Source organism: Pseudomonas sp. Q1 (assembly GCF_009935975.1).
GTDB classification, from domain to species: domain Bacteria; phylum Pseudomonadota; class Gammaproteobacteria; order Pseudomonadales; family Pseudomonadaceae; genus Aquipseudomonas; species Aquipseudomonas palleroniana.
The window spans coordinates 406,655-423,440 of the sequence record NZ_QODI01000001.1; the positions used below are offsets into that span (position 1 = coordinate 406,655).

The 16,786-nt window shown below is 61.6% G+C and carries 9 protein-coding genes; 4 read left to right on the plus strand and 5 right to left on the minus strand.

Annotation, left to right across the window (positions count from 1 at the left end; translation table 11 throughout):
* Window positions 1–120: 120 nt before the first annotated feature.
* Window positions 121–4,074: a trifunctional transcriptional regulator/proline dehydrogenase/L-glutamate gamma-semialdehyde dehydrogenase gene (gene putA / locus DK870_RS01740; RefSeq protein ID WP_161547738.1), complete on the minus strand. Its 3,954-nt coding sequence runs from the start codon at window positions 4,072–4,074 to the stop codon at window positions 121–123.
* 459 nt (window positions 4,075–4,533) lie between these two features.
* On the opposite strand from putA, the gene putP reads away from it, so the two are divergent.
* The 3 genes from putP (at window position 4,534) to DK870_RS01755 (ending at window position 8,987) form a co-directional block, all read left to right on the plus strand.
* Complete coding sequence (putP, locus tag DK870_RS01745; protein WP_161547739.1) at window positions 4,534–6,018, plus strand: sodium/proline symporter PutP; 1,485 nt, start codon at window positions 4,534–4,536, stop codon at window positions 6,016–6,018.
* Between the two features lie 204 nt (window positions 6,019–6,222).
* Window positions 6,223–8,235 (plus strand): type VI secretion system tip protein VgrG, encoded by a 2,013-nt coding sequence (locus DK870_RS01750; RefSeq protein WP_161547740.1) that lies wholly within the window; start codon window positions 6,223–6,225, stop codon window positions 8,233–8,235.
* Window positions 8,236–8,261: 26 nt separating this feature from the next.
* Window positions 8,262–8,987 carry a DUF4123 domain-containing protein gene (locus tag DK870_RS01755; RefSeq protein WP_161547741.1) on the plus strand — a complete coding sequence of 242 codons (726 nt, stop codon included), beginning with the start codon at window positions 8,262–8,264 and terminating at the stop codon, window positions 8,985–8,987.
* Here the strand turns inward: DK870_RS01755 and DK870_RS01760 are convergent.
* A complete protein-coding gene (locus tag DK870_RS01760) occupies window positions 8,973–10,250 on the minus strand; it encodes an O-acetylhomoserine aminocarboxypropyltransferase/cysteine synthase family protein (RefSeq protein ID WP_104995335.1) in 1,278 nt (425 codons plus the stop codon). The genes DK870_RS01755 and DK870_RS01760 overlap by 15 nt on opposite strands.
* A gap of 174 nt (window positions 10,251–10,424) precedes the next feature.
* Between DK870_RS01760 and DK870_RS01765 the strand changes: the two genes are divergently transcribed.
* Entirely contained in the window at window positions 10,425–11,261 is an 837-nt protein-coding gene (locus DK870_RS01765; RefSeq protein WP_060755160.1) for a 23S rRNA (adenine(2030)-N(6))-methyltransferase RlmJ, read from the plus strand.
* A gap of 157 nt (window positions 11,262–11,418) precedes the next feature.
* Here the strand turns inward: DK870_RS01765 and msrA are convergent, their stop codons facing one another.
* The 3 genes from msrA to aceF form a co-directional block, all read right to left on the minus strand.
* Window positions 11,419–12,066 (minus strand): peptide-methionine (S)-S-oxide reductase MsrA, encoded by a 648-nt coding sequence (gene msrA, locus DK870_RS01770; protein ID WP_090367222.1) that lies wholly within the window; start codon window positions 12,064–12,066, stop codon window positions 11,419–11,421.
* A gap of 72 nt (window positions 12,067–12,138) precedes the next feature.
* Window positions 12,139–14,832 (minus strand): bifunctional diguanylate cyclase/phosphodiesterase, encoded by a 2,694-nt coding sequence (locus DK870_RS01775; protein ID WP_161547742.1) that lies wholly within the window; start codon window positions 14,830–14,832, stop codon window positions 12,139–12,141.
* Between the two features lie 304 nt (window positions 14,833–15,136).
* Entirely contained in the window at window positions 15,137–16,780 is a 1,644-nt protein-coding gene (gene aceF, locus DK870_RS01780; protein ID WP_060755157.1) for a dihydrolipoyllysine-residue acetyltransferase, read from the minus strand.
* Between the last annotated feature and the right edge of the window lie 6 nt (window positions 16,781–16,786).

Below are 16,786 nucleotides of genomic sequence, written 5' to 3' on the forward strand. Positions count from 1 at the left end.
AATTCCCTTCAGGAGCCAAGACTCTAAGACGGATGAAACGAGTTGGATAGCTGTTAGAAATAACAGGTAGCGGCCATGGATCGCTCCCACGCGTGTGAGCGCGGGAACGATCAGAGGTGGTTAGCCGATAGTCATCAGGCTGGCGTTACCGCCTGCCGCCGCGGTGTTGACGCTCAATGCACGCTCGATCACCAGGCGCTCCAGCGCAATCGCCGTCTCACCCTGCGACAAACCCTGCACCCCGACAATCGCGCCGCCACGCTGGGCCACTTGCTGGCACACCGCACGCAGTTGGTCGGAGTCGCCGTGGTGCAGAACGGCGTCGAATACGACTTCGTCCTTGGTCCAGTCGGCCACGCGCTTGATCTTCGCCTGAATCTCCCTCGGCAGGCGTGGGAACAAGGCCTTGGCCAGGCCAGTTTCCGGCCATACCGCCGAACCGCCTACCGCCATTACCGCCGCCAGTTGAGTGAGCAGATCGCCTTCCACCTCCGCCAGCGACAGCACGTGCTCGCGAGGCAGGATGGCGTAGCTGTTGCGCTCGCCGGTCGGGCCGGCCAGTTGGCGGGTGATACCGCTTTGCGACTGCGCGGCGAATTGAGTGCATAGGGCGCTCAGTTCGCTGAACTTATTGCTGTCGGCCCAGGTTTTCAGGGCGGTCAGCGGTTGGCTCATGGCATCGCGCAGGCGCACGTCCGGTGCGGCCAGTGCATCGCCACGCACGAAGGATTGTTCGATCGCATCGGTCGGACGTGTCGACAGCAGGCGGTACAGGTACAGCGGGCCACCGGCTTTCGGGCCGGTGCCCGACAGGCCTTCGCCGCCGAACGGCTGCACGCCGACCACGGCGCCGACGATGTTGCGGTTGACGTAGACGTTACCGGCATTGACGTTGTCGATCACCTTGGCGATGGTCTCGTCGATACGGGTATGCACGCCCAGGGTCAGGCCGTAGCCCGAAGCGTTGATCTGGCCGATGAGCTGGTCGATTTCCTTGCGCTTGTAGCGCACCACGTGCAGCACCGGGCCGAAGATCTCGCGTTGCAGTTCGTCGAAGCTTTCCAGCTCGATCAGGGTCGGCATCACGAAGGTGCCGCGCTTGATCTCTTCGCCGTCGGCGATGGCCACTTGGTACACGTTGCGGCCTTTGTCGCGCATGGCCTGGATGTGTTTCTCGATGCCGGCCTTGGCTTCGGCGTCGATCACCGGGCCGATATCCACCGACAGGCGTTCCGGGTTGCCCAGACGGCATTCAGCCATGGCGCCTTTGAGCATTTCGATGACGCGGTCTGCCGAATCTTCCTGCAGGCACAGTACGCGCAGGGCCGAGCAACGTTGACCGGCACTGTCGAAGGCCGAGGACACCACGTCGATGACCACTTGTTCGGTCAAGGCTGAGGAATCGACGATCATCGCGTTCTGGCCACCGGTTTCGGCGATCAGCGGGATCGGGCGGCCCTGGGGGTCCAGGCGGCCGGCGACATTGCGTTGCAGCAGGCGCGCCACTTCGGTGGAACCGGTGAACATCACGCCTTTGACGCGATCATCACCCACCAGGCGGGCGCCCACGCTTTCGCCCTGACCGGGCAGCAGTTGCAGCACACCTTCCGGAATGCCGGCTTCCAGCAGGATGCGCACGGCTTGTGCGGCCACCAGCGGGGTTTGCTCGGCAGGCTTGGCCAGTACCGGGTTACCCGCCGCCAGTGCGGCGGCAACTTGGCCACTGAAGATGGCCAGCGGGAAGTTCCACGGGCTGATACACACCACCGGGCCCAATGGGCGGTGGGCGTCGTTGGTGAAATCGTTGCGTGCCTGCACCGCGTAATACCGCAGGAAATCCACGGCCTCGCGCACTTCGGCGATGGCGTTGGCGAAGGTCTTGCCGGCTTCGCGGGCCAGCAGCCCCATCAGCGGCTGGATCTCGCTTTCCATCAGGTCGGCGGCACGCTCCAGGATCGCGGCACGTTCGGCAGGCGGAGTGGCCTGCCAGATCGGACCGGCGTTGATCGCGCACTGGATGGCGTTATCGACGTCTGCAACGGTGGCTTCCTGGACCTGGCCGACGACGTCGCGCAGGTCGGCGGGGTTCAGCACCGGCGTTGTCGCTTGCTCGCTGGACGCGCAACCGAGCATCGGCGCGGCTTTCCAGTCGTTGTGGGCCGTGGCCAGCAGGGCGCAGGACAGCGACGCCAGGCGATGTTCGTTGGCCAAGTCGATACCGGCGGAGTTGGCGCGGTCGCTGCCATACAGGTCGCGTGGCAACGGAATACGCGGGTGCGGCAGGCCGAAACCGCCTTCCAGCGTGGCCATTTGCTCGATGCTGGCCACGGGGTCAGCCACCAGCTCCTGAATCGAGATCGACTGATCGGCGATGCGGTTGACGAAGGAGGTATTGGCGCCGTTTTCCAACAGGCGACGTACCAGGTAAGCCAGCAGCGTTTCGTGGGTGCCGACCGGTGCGTACACGCGGCACGGACGGTTCAGCTTGCCATCGGCAACCTTGCCCACAACCTGTTCGTACAGCGGCTCGCCCATGCCGTGCAGGCATTGGAACTCGTACTGGCCAGGGTAATAGTTCTGGCCGGCGATATGGTAGATGGCCGACAGTGTATGAGCGTTGTGCGTAGCGAACTGCGGGTAGATGACTTCCGGTACCGACAGCAGTTTGCGTGCGCAGGCAATGTAGGAAACGTCGGTGTACACCTTGCGGGTGTACACCGGGTAGCCTTCCAGGCCCTCGACCTGGGCGCGCTTGATCTCGCTGTCCCAGTACGCGCCTTTCACCAGGCGGATCATCAGGCGATGGCGGCTGCGGCGCGCCAGGTCGATAACGTAGTCAATCACATACGGGCAACGCTTCTGGTAGGCCTGGATCACAAAACCGATACCGTTCCAGCCGGTCAGTTGCGGCTCGAAACACAGGCGTTCCAGCAGGTCCAGGGACAGCTCGAGGCGGTCGGCTTCTTCGGCGTCGATATTCAGGCCTATATCGTATTGCTTGGCGAGCAGGGTCAGCGACAGCAGGCGCGGGTACAGCTCGTCCATCACACGCTCGTACTGAGCGCGGCTGTAACGCGGGTGCAGGGCCGAAAGCTTGATGGAGATGCCTGGCCCTTCATAAATCCCACGGCCGTGAGACGCCTTGCCGATGGAATGGATAGCTTGTTCGTACGAGGCCAAGTACTTCTGGGCGTCATGCTCGGTGAGTGCGGCTTCGCCGAGCATGTCGTAGGAGTAACGGAAGCCCTTGGCTTCGAACTTGCTCGCATTGGCCAGGGCTTCGGCGATGGTCTCGCCGGTGACGAACTGCTCGCCCATCAGGCGCATGGCCATGTCGACGCCCTTGCGGATCATCGGTTCGCCGCTCTTGCCGATGATGCGGCTCAGGGATGAAGTCAGGCCGGCTTCATTGTGGGTGGAGACCAGTTTGCCGGTCAGCAGCAGGCCCCAGGTGGCGGCGTTGACGAACAGCGACGGGCTGTTGCCCAGGTGCGGCTGCCAGTTGCCGGTGCTGATCTTGTCGCGGATCAGCGCGTCACGGGTGCCCTTGTCCGGGATGCGCAACAACGCTTCGGCCAGGCACATCAGGGCCACGCCTTCCTGGGACGACAGGGAAAATTCTTGCAGCAGGCCCTGAACAATACCGGCACGGCCGCCGGCACTCTTCTGATTGCGCAGTTTTTCGGCAATCGAGGCGGCCAGTTTGTTGGTGGCTTCGGCCATCGGCGCCGGCAGGCGTGCCTGCTCGATCAGCATGGGCACCACTTCCGGTTCCGGGCGGCGGTAAGCAGCGGTGATCGACGCACGCAGTACCGACTGCGGCAGGATACTTTCGGCGAACTCCAGGAAGCACTGGTGGGCGTGATCGGTCTGGATCTCGCCGGCCTCTTCAACGTCCTTGCTGCCCAAGCCATTGAGCTCGGTCAGGGTTGCACCACCCTCGAGTTTCTCCAGGTAATTGAAAATCGCCTGCTTGATCAGCCAGTGCGGCGTGCGATCAATGGAGGTCGCGGCAGCCTTCAGGCGTTCGCGGGTCGGGTCGTCGAGTTTGACCCCAAGGGTGGTCGTTGCCATCTTTTTATCCTCATGGGTGCCACTACCGAGTGGCATCTGCTGGCGCCAAGATTAGCTTTGCCCATGAGGAGGTGCAACCGGGTGCAACCCTTTTGTTCAGGAAATTTTTGAAGGTTCTTGAGAAAAAATCGGCCCTCAGCGGAATCCGCTTCTTCTTGGTGCGTTTTATTATAATGTCGGCTGTTTTTGCTCCGAAAGGGAGCAAAAACGCGGTGTTTGGCGTAATACATGTCTGGGTGCAACTTATTCTCGCGAAACTGGTTGCACCTTATTTGCTTTGTTGCATAGCATTCGCGACCAAGGTGCAACCACCTCCAAGGTTCGGTTCATCGGCTGGCGGCTTTCCTGGGGAAACGCCAGTCATAAATGCGCGGCACGCAGTTTCGTCTACCCGGTTAACACTGGGTAGCCGTCTGACAGACCGCCGCTACATAAAAACAAAGCCAGGGCGTCACTCTTATGAGCGTTAGCAATCCAACCCTGATCACGTTCGTGATCTACATCGCAGCAATGGTACTGATCGGCTTCATGGCCTATCGCTCCACCAACAACCTTTCCGATTACATCCTTGGCGGTCGCAGCCTCGGTAGCGTGGTGACGGCTCTGTCGGCCGGCGCTTCCGACATGAGCGGCTGGTTGTTGATGGGTTTGCCGGGCGCGATCTACATGTCGGGCCTCTCGGAAAGCTGGATCGCCATCGGCCTGATCGTCGGTGCTTACCTGAACTGGCTGTTCGTGGCCGGTCGCCTGCGCGTACAAACCGAACACAACGGCGATGCCCTGACCCTGCCGGACTATTTCTCCAGCCGTTTCGAAGATAAAAGCGGCTTGCTGCGGATCATCTCTGCGGTAGTGATCCTGGTGTTCTTCACCATCTATTGCGCGTCCGGCATTGTGGCCGGTGCCCGCCTGTTCGAAAGCACCTTTGGCATGTCCTACGAAACCGCCCTGTGGGCCGGCGCTGCAGCGACCATTGCCTACACCTTTGTCGGTGGTTTTCTGGCCGTCAGCTGGACTGACACCGTGCAAGCCACGCTGATGATTTTTGCGCTGATCCTCACGCCGATCATCGTGCTGCTGGCCACCGGTGGCGTCGACACCACCTTCCTGGCCATCGAAGCCAAGAATCCCGACAACTTCAATATGCTGAAGAACACTACCTTCATTGGCATCGTTTCGCTGATGGGTTGGGGCCTGGGCTACTTCGGCCAGCCGCATATCCTCGCGCGTTTCATGGCGGCCGATTCGGTGAAGTCGATCGCCAAGGCGCGTCGCATCTCCATGACCTGGATGATCCTGTGCCTGGGTGGCACCGTGGCGGTGGGCTTTTTCGGTATCGCTTACTTCTCGGCGCATCCGGAGGTGGCAGGTCCAGTGACCGAGAACCACGAACGTGTGTTCATCGAGTTGGCCAAGCTGCTGTTCAACCCATGGATTGCCGGTGTATTGCTGTCGGCCATCCTCGCGGCGGTGATGAGTACCCTGAGCTGCCAGTTGCTGGTGTGCTCCAGCGCCTTGACCGAAGACTTCTACAAGACCTTCCTGCGTAAAAATGCGTCCCAGCTGGAACTGGTCTGGGTCGGCCGTGCCATGGTGCTGCTGGTGGCCCTGATCGCCATCGCCATGGCCGCCAACCCGGACAACCGCGTGCTGGGCCTGGTGAGCTATGCCTGGGCCGGTTTCGGCGCAGCATTCGGGCCTGTGGTACTGATCTCGGTGATCTGGAAAGGCATGACCCGCAACGGCGCACTGGCCGGTATCCTGGTTGGTGCGATCACCGTCATCGTATGGAAACACTTCAGCCTGCTCGGCCTGTACGAAATCATCCCGGGCTTTATCTTCGCCAGCCTCGCGATCTACTTCGTGAGCAAGCTGGGCGCACCGACCGCAGGTATGGTCGAGCGTTTTAATGCTGCGGAAAAAGACTACAACCTCAACAAGTGATTCGTCAGGTGTTGAGCCTGCGCTGAATTGAAAAAGAGGCCCGCGTCCTACGGATGGCGGGCCTTTTTTTGCGCGTGATTTTCGCAGGGCCGAAGAAGATTCGGGCGTGTACATGTAGGGCGTTACTGATTTATCCAGGCTGTGCTCAGCGGGGTAGAACAGTGGTGCAGAATCATCCGCCTACTTCCCGCAGAGAAACACCGGATGTTCGCTCCTGCTAATCAAAGTGCTTTTACCCTCACCCTTGATGGGGAGCCCAGTGAGCTCAAGGTCTTGGAGTTCAAGGGGACCGAAGCCATCAGCCAGCCCTACCGTTTCAACCTTGAACTGGTCAGCGAGCAACCTGATCTCGACCTGGAAAGTCTGCTGCATCGCCAGGTGTATCTCGGGTTTGATGACCAGGGGCATGGCGTCCACGGCCTGGTTTACCGGGTGGCACAAGGTGACTCCGGGCGGCGTCTCACGCGTTATCAGGTCAGCCTGGTGCCGCAACTGGCGTACCTGAAACACAGCAGTCACCAGCGCATCTTCCAGCACCTGACAGTGCCGCAGATCGTTGCGCAAGTGCTGGAGGTGCAGGGCATCCAGAGTGACCGGTTCAAATTCCAACTCAGCGGTACCTACCCTGCGCGTGAGTACTGCGTGCAGTTTGGTGAGACCGACCTGGCATTCATCCAGCGGTTGTGCGCCGAGTTGGGCATTCACTATCACTTCCAGCATTCGCCCGCAGGGCACCTGCTGGTGTTCGGTGATGACCAGACGGTGTTTACCCAGGCCGAACAGTCCACCGCTTACATGCCCGGTTCCGGAATGGTGGCGGATACGCCGGTGGTCAGGCGCATGACCGTGCAATTGGAAACCCGCACTACTGCGGTCAGCCTGCGCGACTACGACTTCCGTAAACCACGCCTGACGTTGGAGAGTGAAGTGGCTGGCGAGCAGCTTCCTCGGCTGCTGGAGCAGGGTTTTCCCGGCCAATTTTCCGACCGTTCCCATGGCAAATGCCTGACGCAGCAGAGGCTGGAGCGGCATCGCAGCGACTACCGCGTCGCCCATGGCCAAGCTGATGAGCCGGCGTTGGTCAGTGGCCGTTTCCTCAAATTGAGCGGGCACCCTCGTGACGACTGGAACGACCTGTGGCTGGTGACGCGGGTCACGCACGAAGGCAGGCAGCCCCAGGTGCTTGAGGAAGCGGTGGTCGAGGTGGCAGGCGGGGATTTGCGCCAGGGGTATCGCAATGAATTCAGGGCGGCACCCTGGGACGTGATTTTCCGGCCGCCGCTGCCGGAGCAGCCACGCCCGAGTATTTCCGGGTATCAGCATGCGGTGGTCACCGGGCCTGACGACAGCGAAATCCATTGCGACGAGTATGGCCGGGTCAAAGTGCAAATGGCCTGGGATCGTACGGGAGAACACAACGACCACTCCAGCTGCTGGCTGAGGGTGGCCAGTGCCTGGGCGCATGATCGTTATGGCTCGGTGCTGATCCCGCGGGTCGGCATGGAGGTGCTGGTGGGCTTCGTCAATGGCGACCTGGATATGCCGGTGGTCATGGGTTGCCTGCCCAACGCGGCGACGCCGGTGCCCCTCGAACTGCCGGCGGACAAGACCCGCAGTATCTTGCGCAGCCATAGCAGCCCAGGCGGGGGTGGCTACAACGAACTGCGTATCGAAGACCGCAAGGGGGCCGAGGAGATCTACCTGCGCGCCCAGCGGGACTGGACTGAGCATGTGCTGCATGATCAGCAGGTGCAGGTGGATAACCTGCGCCGGATAACGGTGGGCGGCGAGTCGCACCATGAATTGCAGGGCGAAGAGCAGCGCATCACCCACGGTAACCGCCTGACTGAACTCAAGCAGGATGATCATCTGGTGGTCGGTGGTTCGCAGCAAATACAGGCTGGGCGGACCGTTCAGATCGGCGCCGGGCAGAGTGTCGTGATCGATGCCGGTGCCAGCGTGACGATTCAGGCGGGCGGCCAATCGATCACGGTTTCAGCGGGCGGCATATTCAGCAGTGTGCCGATCCAGCTTGGCGGGGCGCCGGTTCCCGCTGTTGCGCCGTTGCTACCGGGCATAAAGGCAACGCTGCTGGCGGTAATACCCGCTCCGTTGAGTCGCGCTCAAGTGGCCAGCCTGAAACGCAGCGCGCCGTTCTGCGAGGAGTGTGAGCGCTGCAAGCATGGCCAGTGTGAAATCCCTCGACACAGTGGCTGAGCCTAACCTGAAAGGAGTTTACCGCGATGAACAAGCTGCTGACCCCCAATGCCTGGATCACACAACACCCCCTGCAGGCTGATGAGCGGATCTTCGCCATCTTGAGTGGTACCAGCGATGCCAGACCCTTTGGCCACTGGCAAGCCATGGGCGGCGGGATGCTGCCCCAATCGATCTGGGCAGGCACCGCCTATGCCGAGTGGGATGAGGTCATGCCTCATGTCGGTATCGTCGAGCCGGGCAGTGCCTTTCTCGATTGGGTCGCAACCACTGACGCTATGGATTGGGGCTGGTTGGCGGTGTCGTCCAGCTCGCTCGACATCGTGATTGCCCATCTGCAAAGCCTGACCAAGGTCTATCTGCCCGACGGCCAGGTGGTGTTCTTGCGTTTTTGGGATGGTGCTCAGTTTCTGCCGGTTGTGCAGGGCCTGGGCGATGACGCGGGGAGGGTATTGCCGGTGTTCCAGCGGTATCTGATCAATGGCCGGCCGCTGACGGTTGCGCCTGGTGCGGTCACGGTTGCCAAGACCAGCCCCTGGTGGCGAGTGCCTGCACCTCTATTGGCGCATGTGGCAGAACAATCCCCGCAAACCCTGGTCGACAACCTGCTGCAATGGCTCGAAGAACAGCGCCCCGACCTGCACGCCGGGTTTACGCCGACGACCTTGCAGCACAAGGTCGCCTACTGGGCGCGCAGGCCGACGATCAGCCCCGCAGCGCTGGCCGATTACCTCGCCTCAGAGTTGAGTTGAACCCAGCGCCTGCTGCAGATCGTCGATCAGGTCGTCAATCGCCTCGATACCCACCGACAGGCGGATCATCTCGGGCTTTACTCCGGCCTTGGCTTGCTCGTGTTCATTCATCTGCCGATGGGTGGTGGATGCCGGATGACAGGCCAGGGACTTCGCGTCGCCGATATTCACCAGGCGCTTGAAGATCTGCAGGGCGTCGTAGAAGCGTACACCGGCATCAAAGCCACCCTTCAAGCCGAAGGAGAGGATCGCCGAGGGTTTGCCTTGCAGGTATTTTTGCGCCAAAGCGAAATGCGGGTGGTCCGGCAGCCCGGCGTAACTGACCCATTCCACCGCAGCATGGCCTTGAAGGAATTGCGCGACCTTGAGGGCATTCTCAGTGTGGCGCTCCATGCGCAGGGCCAGGGTTTCCAGGCCTTGCAGCAGCAGGAACGCATTCATCGGCGCCAGCGCTGCGCCGGTGTTGCGCAGGGGCACGGTGCGGGCGCGGGCAATGAAGGCGGCCGGGCCGAATTTTTCGGTGTAGACCACGCCGTGATAGGCCGGCTCAGGGTTGTTGAGCCCGGGGAATTTTTCGGGGTATCGGGTCCAGGGGAAGGTACCGCTGTCGACGATTACGCCGCCCAGGGAATTGCCATGGCCGCCGATGTATTTGGTCACTGAGTGCACGACGATGTCGGCGCCGAACTGGATCGGCTTGCACAGGATCGGCGTAGCCACTGTGTTATCCACCATCAGCGGTACGCCACGGGCGTGGGCCACCGCTGCCAGGGCTTCGAGGTCGACGATGTTGCCCGCCGGGTTGCCGATACTCTCGCAGTAGACCAGCTTGGTATCGACGTCGACCAGTTCTGCGATGGCCGCGGCGCTGTCATCGCGGGCAAAACGGACCTCGACCCCAAAACTCGGCAGCAAGTGGGCGAACAGGGTATAGGTGCCGCCGTAGAGCTGCGGGGTGGTGACAATATTGTCGCCGGCGCGGGTGAGGGTCTGGATTGCATAGTGGATGGCGGCACTGCCGGCCGACACCGCCAACGCCGCGATGCCGCCTTCGAGGGCGGCGATACGTTGCTCCAACACATCGTTGGTGGGGTTCATGATGCGCGTGTAGATATTGCCGGGCACGTCGAGGTTGAAGAGGTCGGCGCCGTGCTGGGCGTTGTCGAATTCGAAAGCGACATTCTGATAGATCGGCACGGCGACGGCCTTGGTGGTCGGGTCGGACTTGAAGCCGTGATGCAGCGCGATGGTGGCGTCTTTCATGATTGTTATTGACCTCCCTGGAGAACGGATCGCCACAATAAATCCACCCTGGCCACACCATTTAGATTTTTTTCAGCCGGCCTCCTGTGTTTGCGGCATAAGCGTCGCCCGACACGCAGCCCTGCACCTTTGCTCACGTAGAAGGTAAACTTCGCCCCCTGCGCAGGAGCAACCATGAATTATCGTCACGCCTTTCACGCCGGCAACCATGCCGATGTCTTCAAACACCTGACCTTGACCCGCCTCATCGCCCTGATGTCGCGCAAGGAACAGCCGTTCGCCTACCTCGACACTCACGCCGGCATTGGTCTGTACGACCTGCAAGGCGACCAGGCCAACCGCACCGGTGAATACCTGGAAGGCATCGCCCGCCTGTGGGGTGAAAGCGACCTGCCGCCACTGACCGCCGATTACATGCGCGTATTGCACGAGATGAACCCGGACGGCCAATTGCGTTACTACCCGGGTTCACCGGAGCTGGCGCGGCGTCTCACGCGCCCGCAGGATCGTGTGCTGCTCAATGAAAAGCACCCGGACGATGGCGTGTTGCTCAAGGACAACATGAAGGGTGATCGTCGTGTGAAGGTGCACCTGGGCGAGGGCTGGCATGTTCCGCGTGCCTTGCTGCCCGTGCCGGAAAAGCGTGCGCTGATGCTGATCGACCCGCCTTTCGAAAAACTCGACGAGATGCAACGCTGCGCGGCTTCCCTCAAAGAGGCGGTGGGCCGCATGCGTCAGACCGTTGCGGCCATCTGGTATCCGGTGAAAGACCAGCGCATGTTGCGCCGTTTCTACCAGGACCTGGCCGGCACCGGTGCGCCGAAGTTGCTGCGTGTGGAATTGCTGGTGCATCCGCTGGACACGCCCAACACCTTGACCGGCTCGGGCCTGGCGATCGCCAACCCGCCGTGGGGCTTGGAGGAGGAATTGCGTGAGCTGCTGCCATGGCTGTCCAAGAAGCTTGGCCAGACCCAGGGTGGGTGGCAGATGGATTGGCTTATTGCCGAGTAACTGCTGATTGTAGTGAGCGGGCTTGCCCCGCGCTGGGCGGCGTAGCCGCCCCAACAAGGACGCCGCGGTGTTTCAGAAGGACCGAGGTGCCTGGGTTTGGGGCGGCTACGCCGCCCAGCGCGGGGCAAGCCCGCTCACTACAAGTTCAGGGTTAGGGTCAGATCGGGCAGGTCACGCCGGTGCCGCCGATGCCGCAATACCCCTGCGGGTTCTTTGCCAGATACTGCTGGTGATACGCCTCGGCGAAGTACACCGTCGGTGCTTCTTCGATCTCCGTGGTGATTTCACCCAGGCCGGCTTTGGTCAGTTCGGCCTGATAGGCTTGCGCACTGGCTTTGGCCGCTGCCAGTTGCTCAGGCGTGGTGGCGTAGATCACCGAGCGGTACTGGCTGCCGATGTCGTTGCCCTGGCGCATGCCCTGGGTCGGGTTGTGCAGTTCCCAGAACATCTTCAGCAAGTCTTCGTATTTCACCTTGGCTTGGTCATACACCACCAACACCACTTCGCTGTGGCCGGTCAGGCCAGAGCAGACTTCTTCATAGGTCGGGTTCGGCGTGTAGCCACCGGCATAACCGACCACCGTGCTGACCACGCCATCGCGCTGCCAGAACTTGCGCTCGGCGCCCCAGAAGCAACCCAGGCCGAAGATGGCGAACCCGACGTCGTCGAGGAATGGGCCCAGCAGCGGGTTGCCGTTGACGAAGTGGGTGTCCGGCAGCGCCATTGGGGTTTCACGGCCGGGCAAAGCTTGTTCTTGAGTAGGCAGCACGTTTTTGTTCACCAGAATTTCCGAGCGCAAGACCATGATCAGTCCTCTCAGTCAGATTGAGTTAGGTAAGAATTCAGACAGTCAGTGTGCCCGAGTGTTACATCGCTGTCAGGCGATTGGCCCGCGCGGGTAGCGTTTAAGCATCTTCATCAGCTCTGAGCCAGGGATCGGCCGGTCGAACAGGTAGCCCTGGCCCACATCGCAGCGATGCCGACGCAGGAACGCCAGTTGTTCGGCGGTCTCGATACCTTCGGCCACCACCTTGAGCTTGAGGTTGTGGGCCATGGCGATCACCGCCGAGGTGATTTCCATGTCGTCCTGGTTGTCCGGGATTTCGTGGATAAAGCTGCGATCGATCTTAATGATGTCGATGGGGAATTTTTTCAAGTAGCTCAGCGACGAGTAACCGGTGCCGAAGTCGTCCATGGCCAGGGTCAGGCCGAAGCTCTTCAACTGGTCCAGTTGCAGGCGCGTGTCTTCAGTGGCCTCCAGCAGCAGGCCTTCGGTCAGTTCAAGCTCCAGCAGATTCGCCGGCAGCTGTTCTTCCTTGAGGATCGTGGCGATCGACGCCACCAGGTCCGGGTCGGAAAACTGTTTGGGCGACAGGTTGATCGCCACCTGCAAGTTGCCCATGCCGGCGGCGCTCAATTGCTTGCTCATGCGGCAGGCCTGGCGGGCGATCCATTTGCCGATGGGGATGATCAGCCCGGTCTCTTCGGCCACGCTGATGAACTGGTCGGGACGGATCATGCCCTTTTCCGGATGGTTCCAGCGCAGCAGCGCTTCCATGCCCAGCAGGCGGCCGCTGCGCAGGCACAGCTTGGGCTGGTAGAACACATCCAGCTCGTTCTGAGTCAGGGCGCGGCGCAGGTTGTTTTCCACGAACAGCTTGTAGCTGGCCTCGGCGTTCAGCGCCTCGGTAAACACTTGCACCTGGTGTTTGCCGTTGGCCTTGGCTTTGTGCAAGGCCAGGCCGGCGTTGCGCATCAGGGTCTGCGGGTCGCGGCCATGCAGTGGCGCACAGGCCAGCCCCACCGAGCCGGTGATACTGATCAATTGGTTGTCGACGAACATGGGCTTGTCGAGGGTCGTCAGCAGTTGGCTGGCGACCTGCTGGCCCGTCTCCAGGTCGGCATCGTCCAGCAGCACCGCAAACTCGTTACTGGCAAAGCGCGCCAGGCTGCCGCCGGCACTCAAGCTGTTACGCAGGCGCCGGGCCAGGCTGATCAGCAGTTTGTCGCCGGTCTGGTGGCCGAGGCTGTCGTTGATCCGCTTGAAGTTGTCGATGTCCACCAGCAACAGGCTGATAGGGCTGTCGCTGTCCCGGGCGAAGCGCTCATCCAGGTTGCGGATAAACGCCGGGCGGTTGCCCAGGTTGGTCAGGTTATCGGTGTAGGCCAGGCGCTCGATACGCTGCTGGGCCAGCTTGGTCTGGGTGATGTCTTCGTAGATGCCGATGTAGTGGGTCAGTTCGCGGTTGTCGCCATACACCTTGGAAATCGACAGTTGGCCCCAGTAGGGTTCCAGGTTCTTGCGCCGGCTCTTGAATTCGCCTTGCCAGCTGTTGCTCTTGGCCAGGCTTGACGGGGCGTCGAACAGCAACTCGCTGAGGTTCTCCAGCGCCGGCAGTTGCGCCAGGCGATGGCCGTGGACTTCTTCGGCGCTGTACTGGGTAATCGCGGTAAAGCTGGGGTTGACGTACTCCACCACACCATCGCAATTGACCAGCAAGAAGGCGTTGGCACTTTGCTCCACTGCCCGCTGGAATAAATGCAGCGCGCTGGTGGCGGCGCGACGGTTGTGGTTGTTGATCACGTGGGCGAACTGGTCGGCCAGTTCGCCGGCAAAGGCGATCTCATCGGACTGCCAGTCGCGTGCTCGACCGCTCTGTTCCAGGCACAACACGCCGACGACATGGCCATCGACGCGGATGCTCGCGTCAAGCATCGCGTAGATGTCCTTGGCGCGCAGGTGGTCGGCCATTTCACGCGTGCGTGGATCGCGCATCGCATGGGTGGCGTCGATGGCACGGCTGCTGTGCAGGGCTTCCAGGTAGTCCGGGAAACCGCTGGCGTCGATCGCCTCGGGCAGGTGGTGTTTTTGGTCAATGCGGTGATACGCCGAGATCGGCACCAGGCGCTGCCCTTCGAGGTTCCAGATACTGGCGCAATCGACCTGGTAGATATCGCAGGCACTGCGGGTGATCAGCTCGGCGGCTTCCTGCAGCGAGTTAGGCGTGCTGTAGCGCTGGCGCGCCAGCAGCAGGATCAGTTCCTGCTGGGCGCGTACCCGCTCCAGGTGCTGCAATTGTTCCTGTTGCGCACGCTGGTTGAGTTCCAGGGCGATTTGCAGGCGGCTGTTCTGGTTTTCCAGGTCGGCAGTCGGGGCAAAAGTCGGTACTTCACTGAACAGGCCGTCGACCACCATGAGGTAGCCACGCAGCAAGTGACGATTGTGTTGCTTGTAGGCCTCGCCCATTTCCAGCAGGCTCAGCGGCCCATCGTGGGTGTGCAAGGTGTAGCGCACCAGGTAATGGGGGCTCTGGCTCAGTTGCTGCTGGATCGCATCGTGCAACTGATAGCGCGCCTGGGGTTCCATCAGGCTGGCGTAGGGGGTGCCGAGCAGGGCGCACAACTCGACCGCCGGCAGGCCGAATTGGCGTTCGCAATTGGGGTCGAGGTAAAGCATGGCCCAGCTTGCCTCATTAAGCCGCTCGAAACGCAGCATGCCGAGGCGCGAAGGCACCGGTAATTGCGTCACTACCTCGGCCGCCATTCGGGCGACATCGGGTTGGCTTTTCATGGGGGAAACTCGCTTGGGAAAATGCGCACTGCACCGGGCTCACGCCCTCTTTACTGTCGCCTGCGGCAAGGTTGCATCATGCAGCACGCACTGACAAGAGAGGATGAAGGCTAAGTGCTATATGGCTGTTATCGGCCGCACGGGGGATTTCTGCAATCGGGCTGATAGAAGGTGTACAAACCTGTTCTGGCTGTGCAACAAGAGCCCAAAAAAAGCCCCGCCAAGTGGCGGGGTTGAGGTACGAGCGTGGCGCTCGGAAATCGGTGCAGCCAGGCCTCCCTGGTAACAGGGAGGCCCGTGAGGCTTACAGCAGGATGGTGCGGATGTCGTTCAGCAACTGGCTCAGGCGCTGAGTGAAGCGTGCAGCCGCGGCGCCGTTGATCACACGGTGATCGTAGGACAACGACAGAGGCAGCATCAACTTCGGCTGGAAAGCTTTACCGTCCCACACAGGCTGGATAGTCGCCTTGGACACGCCCAGGATCGCCACTTCCGGCGCGTTGACGATTGGCGTGAAGCCAGTGCCGCCAATGTGACCGAGGCTGGAGATGGTGAAGCACGCACCTTGCATATCGTCTGGGGTGAGCTTCTTGTCGCGGGCCTTGGCCGCCAGCGCAGCCGCTTCAGCAGCAAGTTGCAGCAGGCTCTTCTGGTCGACGTTCTTGATGACCGGTACCAGCAGGCCATCCGGAGTATCGACGGCAAAGCCAATGTGTACGTATTTCTTGCGGATGATCGCTTTACCGCTCGGGGCCAGCGAACTGTTGAAGTCCGGCAGTTCCTTGAGCAGGTGCGCGCAAGCCTTGAGCAGCAGCGGCAGCACGGTCAGTTTCACGCCGGCTTTTTCGGCCACGGCTTTCTGCGCAACGCGGAAAGCTTCCAGGTCGGTGATATCGGCCTGGTCGAACTGAGTCACGTGCGGAATGTTCAGCCAGCTGGCGTGCAGACCTGCTGCGCCGATCTGCATCAGGCGGGTCATCGGCACTTCTTCGATTTCGCCGAAGCGGCTGAAGTCCACGGTGCGGATCGGCGGAATGCCCGAACCACCGGTAGCGCCGCCTGCAGCCGGAGCTTCCTTGGCTTTTTGCATCATGGCTTTGACGTAAGCCTGCACGTCTTCCTTCAGCACACGGCCGTGAGGGCCGCTGGCCGACACAGCACTCAGCTCAACGCCGAACTCACGAGCCAGCTGACGTACCGCAGGGCCTGCATGAACCTTGGCACCGCTTGGCGCGGGTGTGGCAGCAGCAGGGGCCGCAGCGGCCTCGGCTTTTGCCGCAGGCGCAGGGGCGGCGGCGGCCGGAGCCGCTTCAGCCTTGGCGGCCGGAGCGGCAGCCGGTGCTGGTGCGGCAGCAGGCGCCGCGCCTTGTACTTTCAGCTTGAGGATGAAGTCACCGGTGCCGACTTCGTCTTCCAGCTTGACCGCGATGCTTTCCACGACGCCGGCAGCCGGCGAAGGGATTTCCATGGAGGCCTTGTCGGACTCCAGGGTGATCAGCGACTGGTCGGCTTCGACGGTATCGCCGACCTTGACCAGCAGCTCGATGATCTTGGCCTTGCCCGACGAGCCGATGTCCGGCACATGAATGTCCTGGACGCTGGCGGCGGCGGGTGCAGCAGCCGGGGCCGGGGCGGCCTCGACAGCAGGTTTTTCAGCAGCAGGCGCTGGCGCGGCAGCGGCAGCAGGAGCCGCCGCTGGGGCCGCATCAGCGGCACCTTCGATTTCCAGCTCCAGCAGTTCGTCGCCTTCTTTCAGGCGGTCGCCCAGCTTAACTTTCAGGCTCTTGACCACGCCGGCCTTGGGAGCAGGGATTTCCATGCTCGCCTTGTCCGATTCCAGGGTCAGGATGCTCTGGTCGGCTTCAACCTTGTCGCCGACCTTCACAAACAGCTCGATTACTTCACCTTCACCGCTGCCGATGTCAGGTACGCGAATGAGTTCGCTCACAAAAAA

Bases quoted from the DNA above. Each gene is read 5' to 3' on its own strand.
- DK870_RS01750 (WP_161547740.1), top strand. From the start codon at position 6,223: ATGTTCGCTCCTGCTAATCAAAGTGCTTTTACCCTCACCCTTGATGGG.
- DK870_RS01755 (WP_161547741.1), top strand. From the start codon at position 8,262: ATGAACAAGCTGCTGACCCCCAATGCCTGGATCACACAACACCCCCTG.
- msrA (WP_090367222.1), bottom strand. From the start codon at position 12,066: ATGGTCTTGCGCTCGGAAATTCTGGTGAACAAAAACGTGCTGCCTACT.
- DK870_RS01775 (WP_161547742.1), bottom strand. From the start codon at position 14,832: ATGAAAAGCCAACCCGATGTCGCCCGAATGGCGGCCGAGGTAGTGACG.
- DK870_RS01760 (WP_104995335.1), bottom strand. From the start codon at position 10,250: ATGAAAGACGCCACCATCGCGCTGCATCACGGCTTCAAGTCCGACCCG.
- putP (WP_161547739.1), top strand. From the start codon at position 4,534: ATGAGCGTTAGCAATCCAACCCTGATCACGTTCGTGATCTACATCGCA.
- putA (WP_161547738.1), bottom strand. From the start codon at position 4,074: ATGGCAACGACCACCCTTGGGGTCAAACTCGACGACCCGACCCGCGAA.
- DK870_RS01765 (WP_060755160.1), top strand. From the start codon at position 10,425: ATGAATTATCGTCACGCCTTTCACGCCGGCAACCATGCCGATGTCTTC.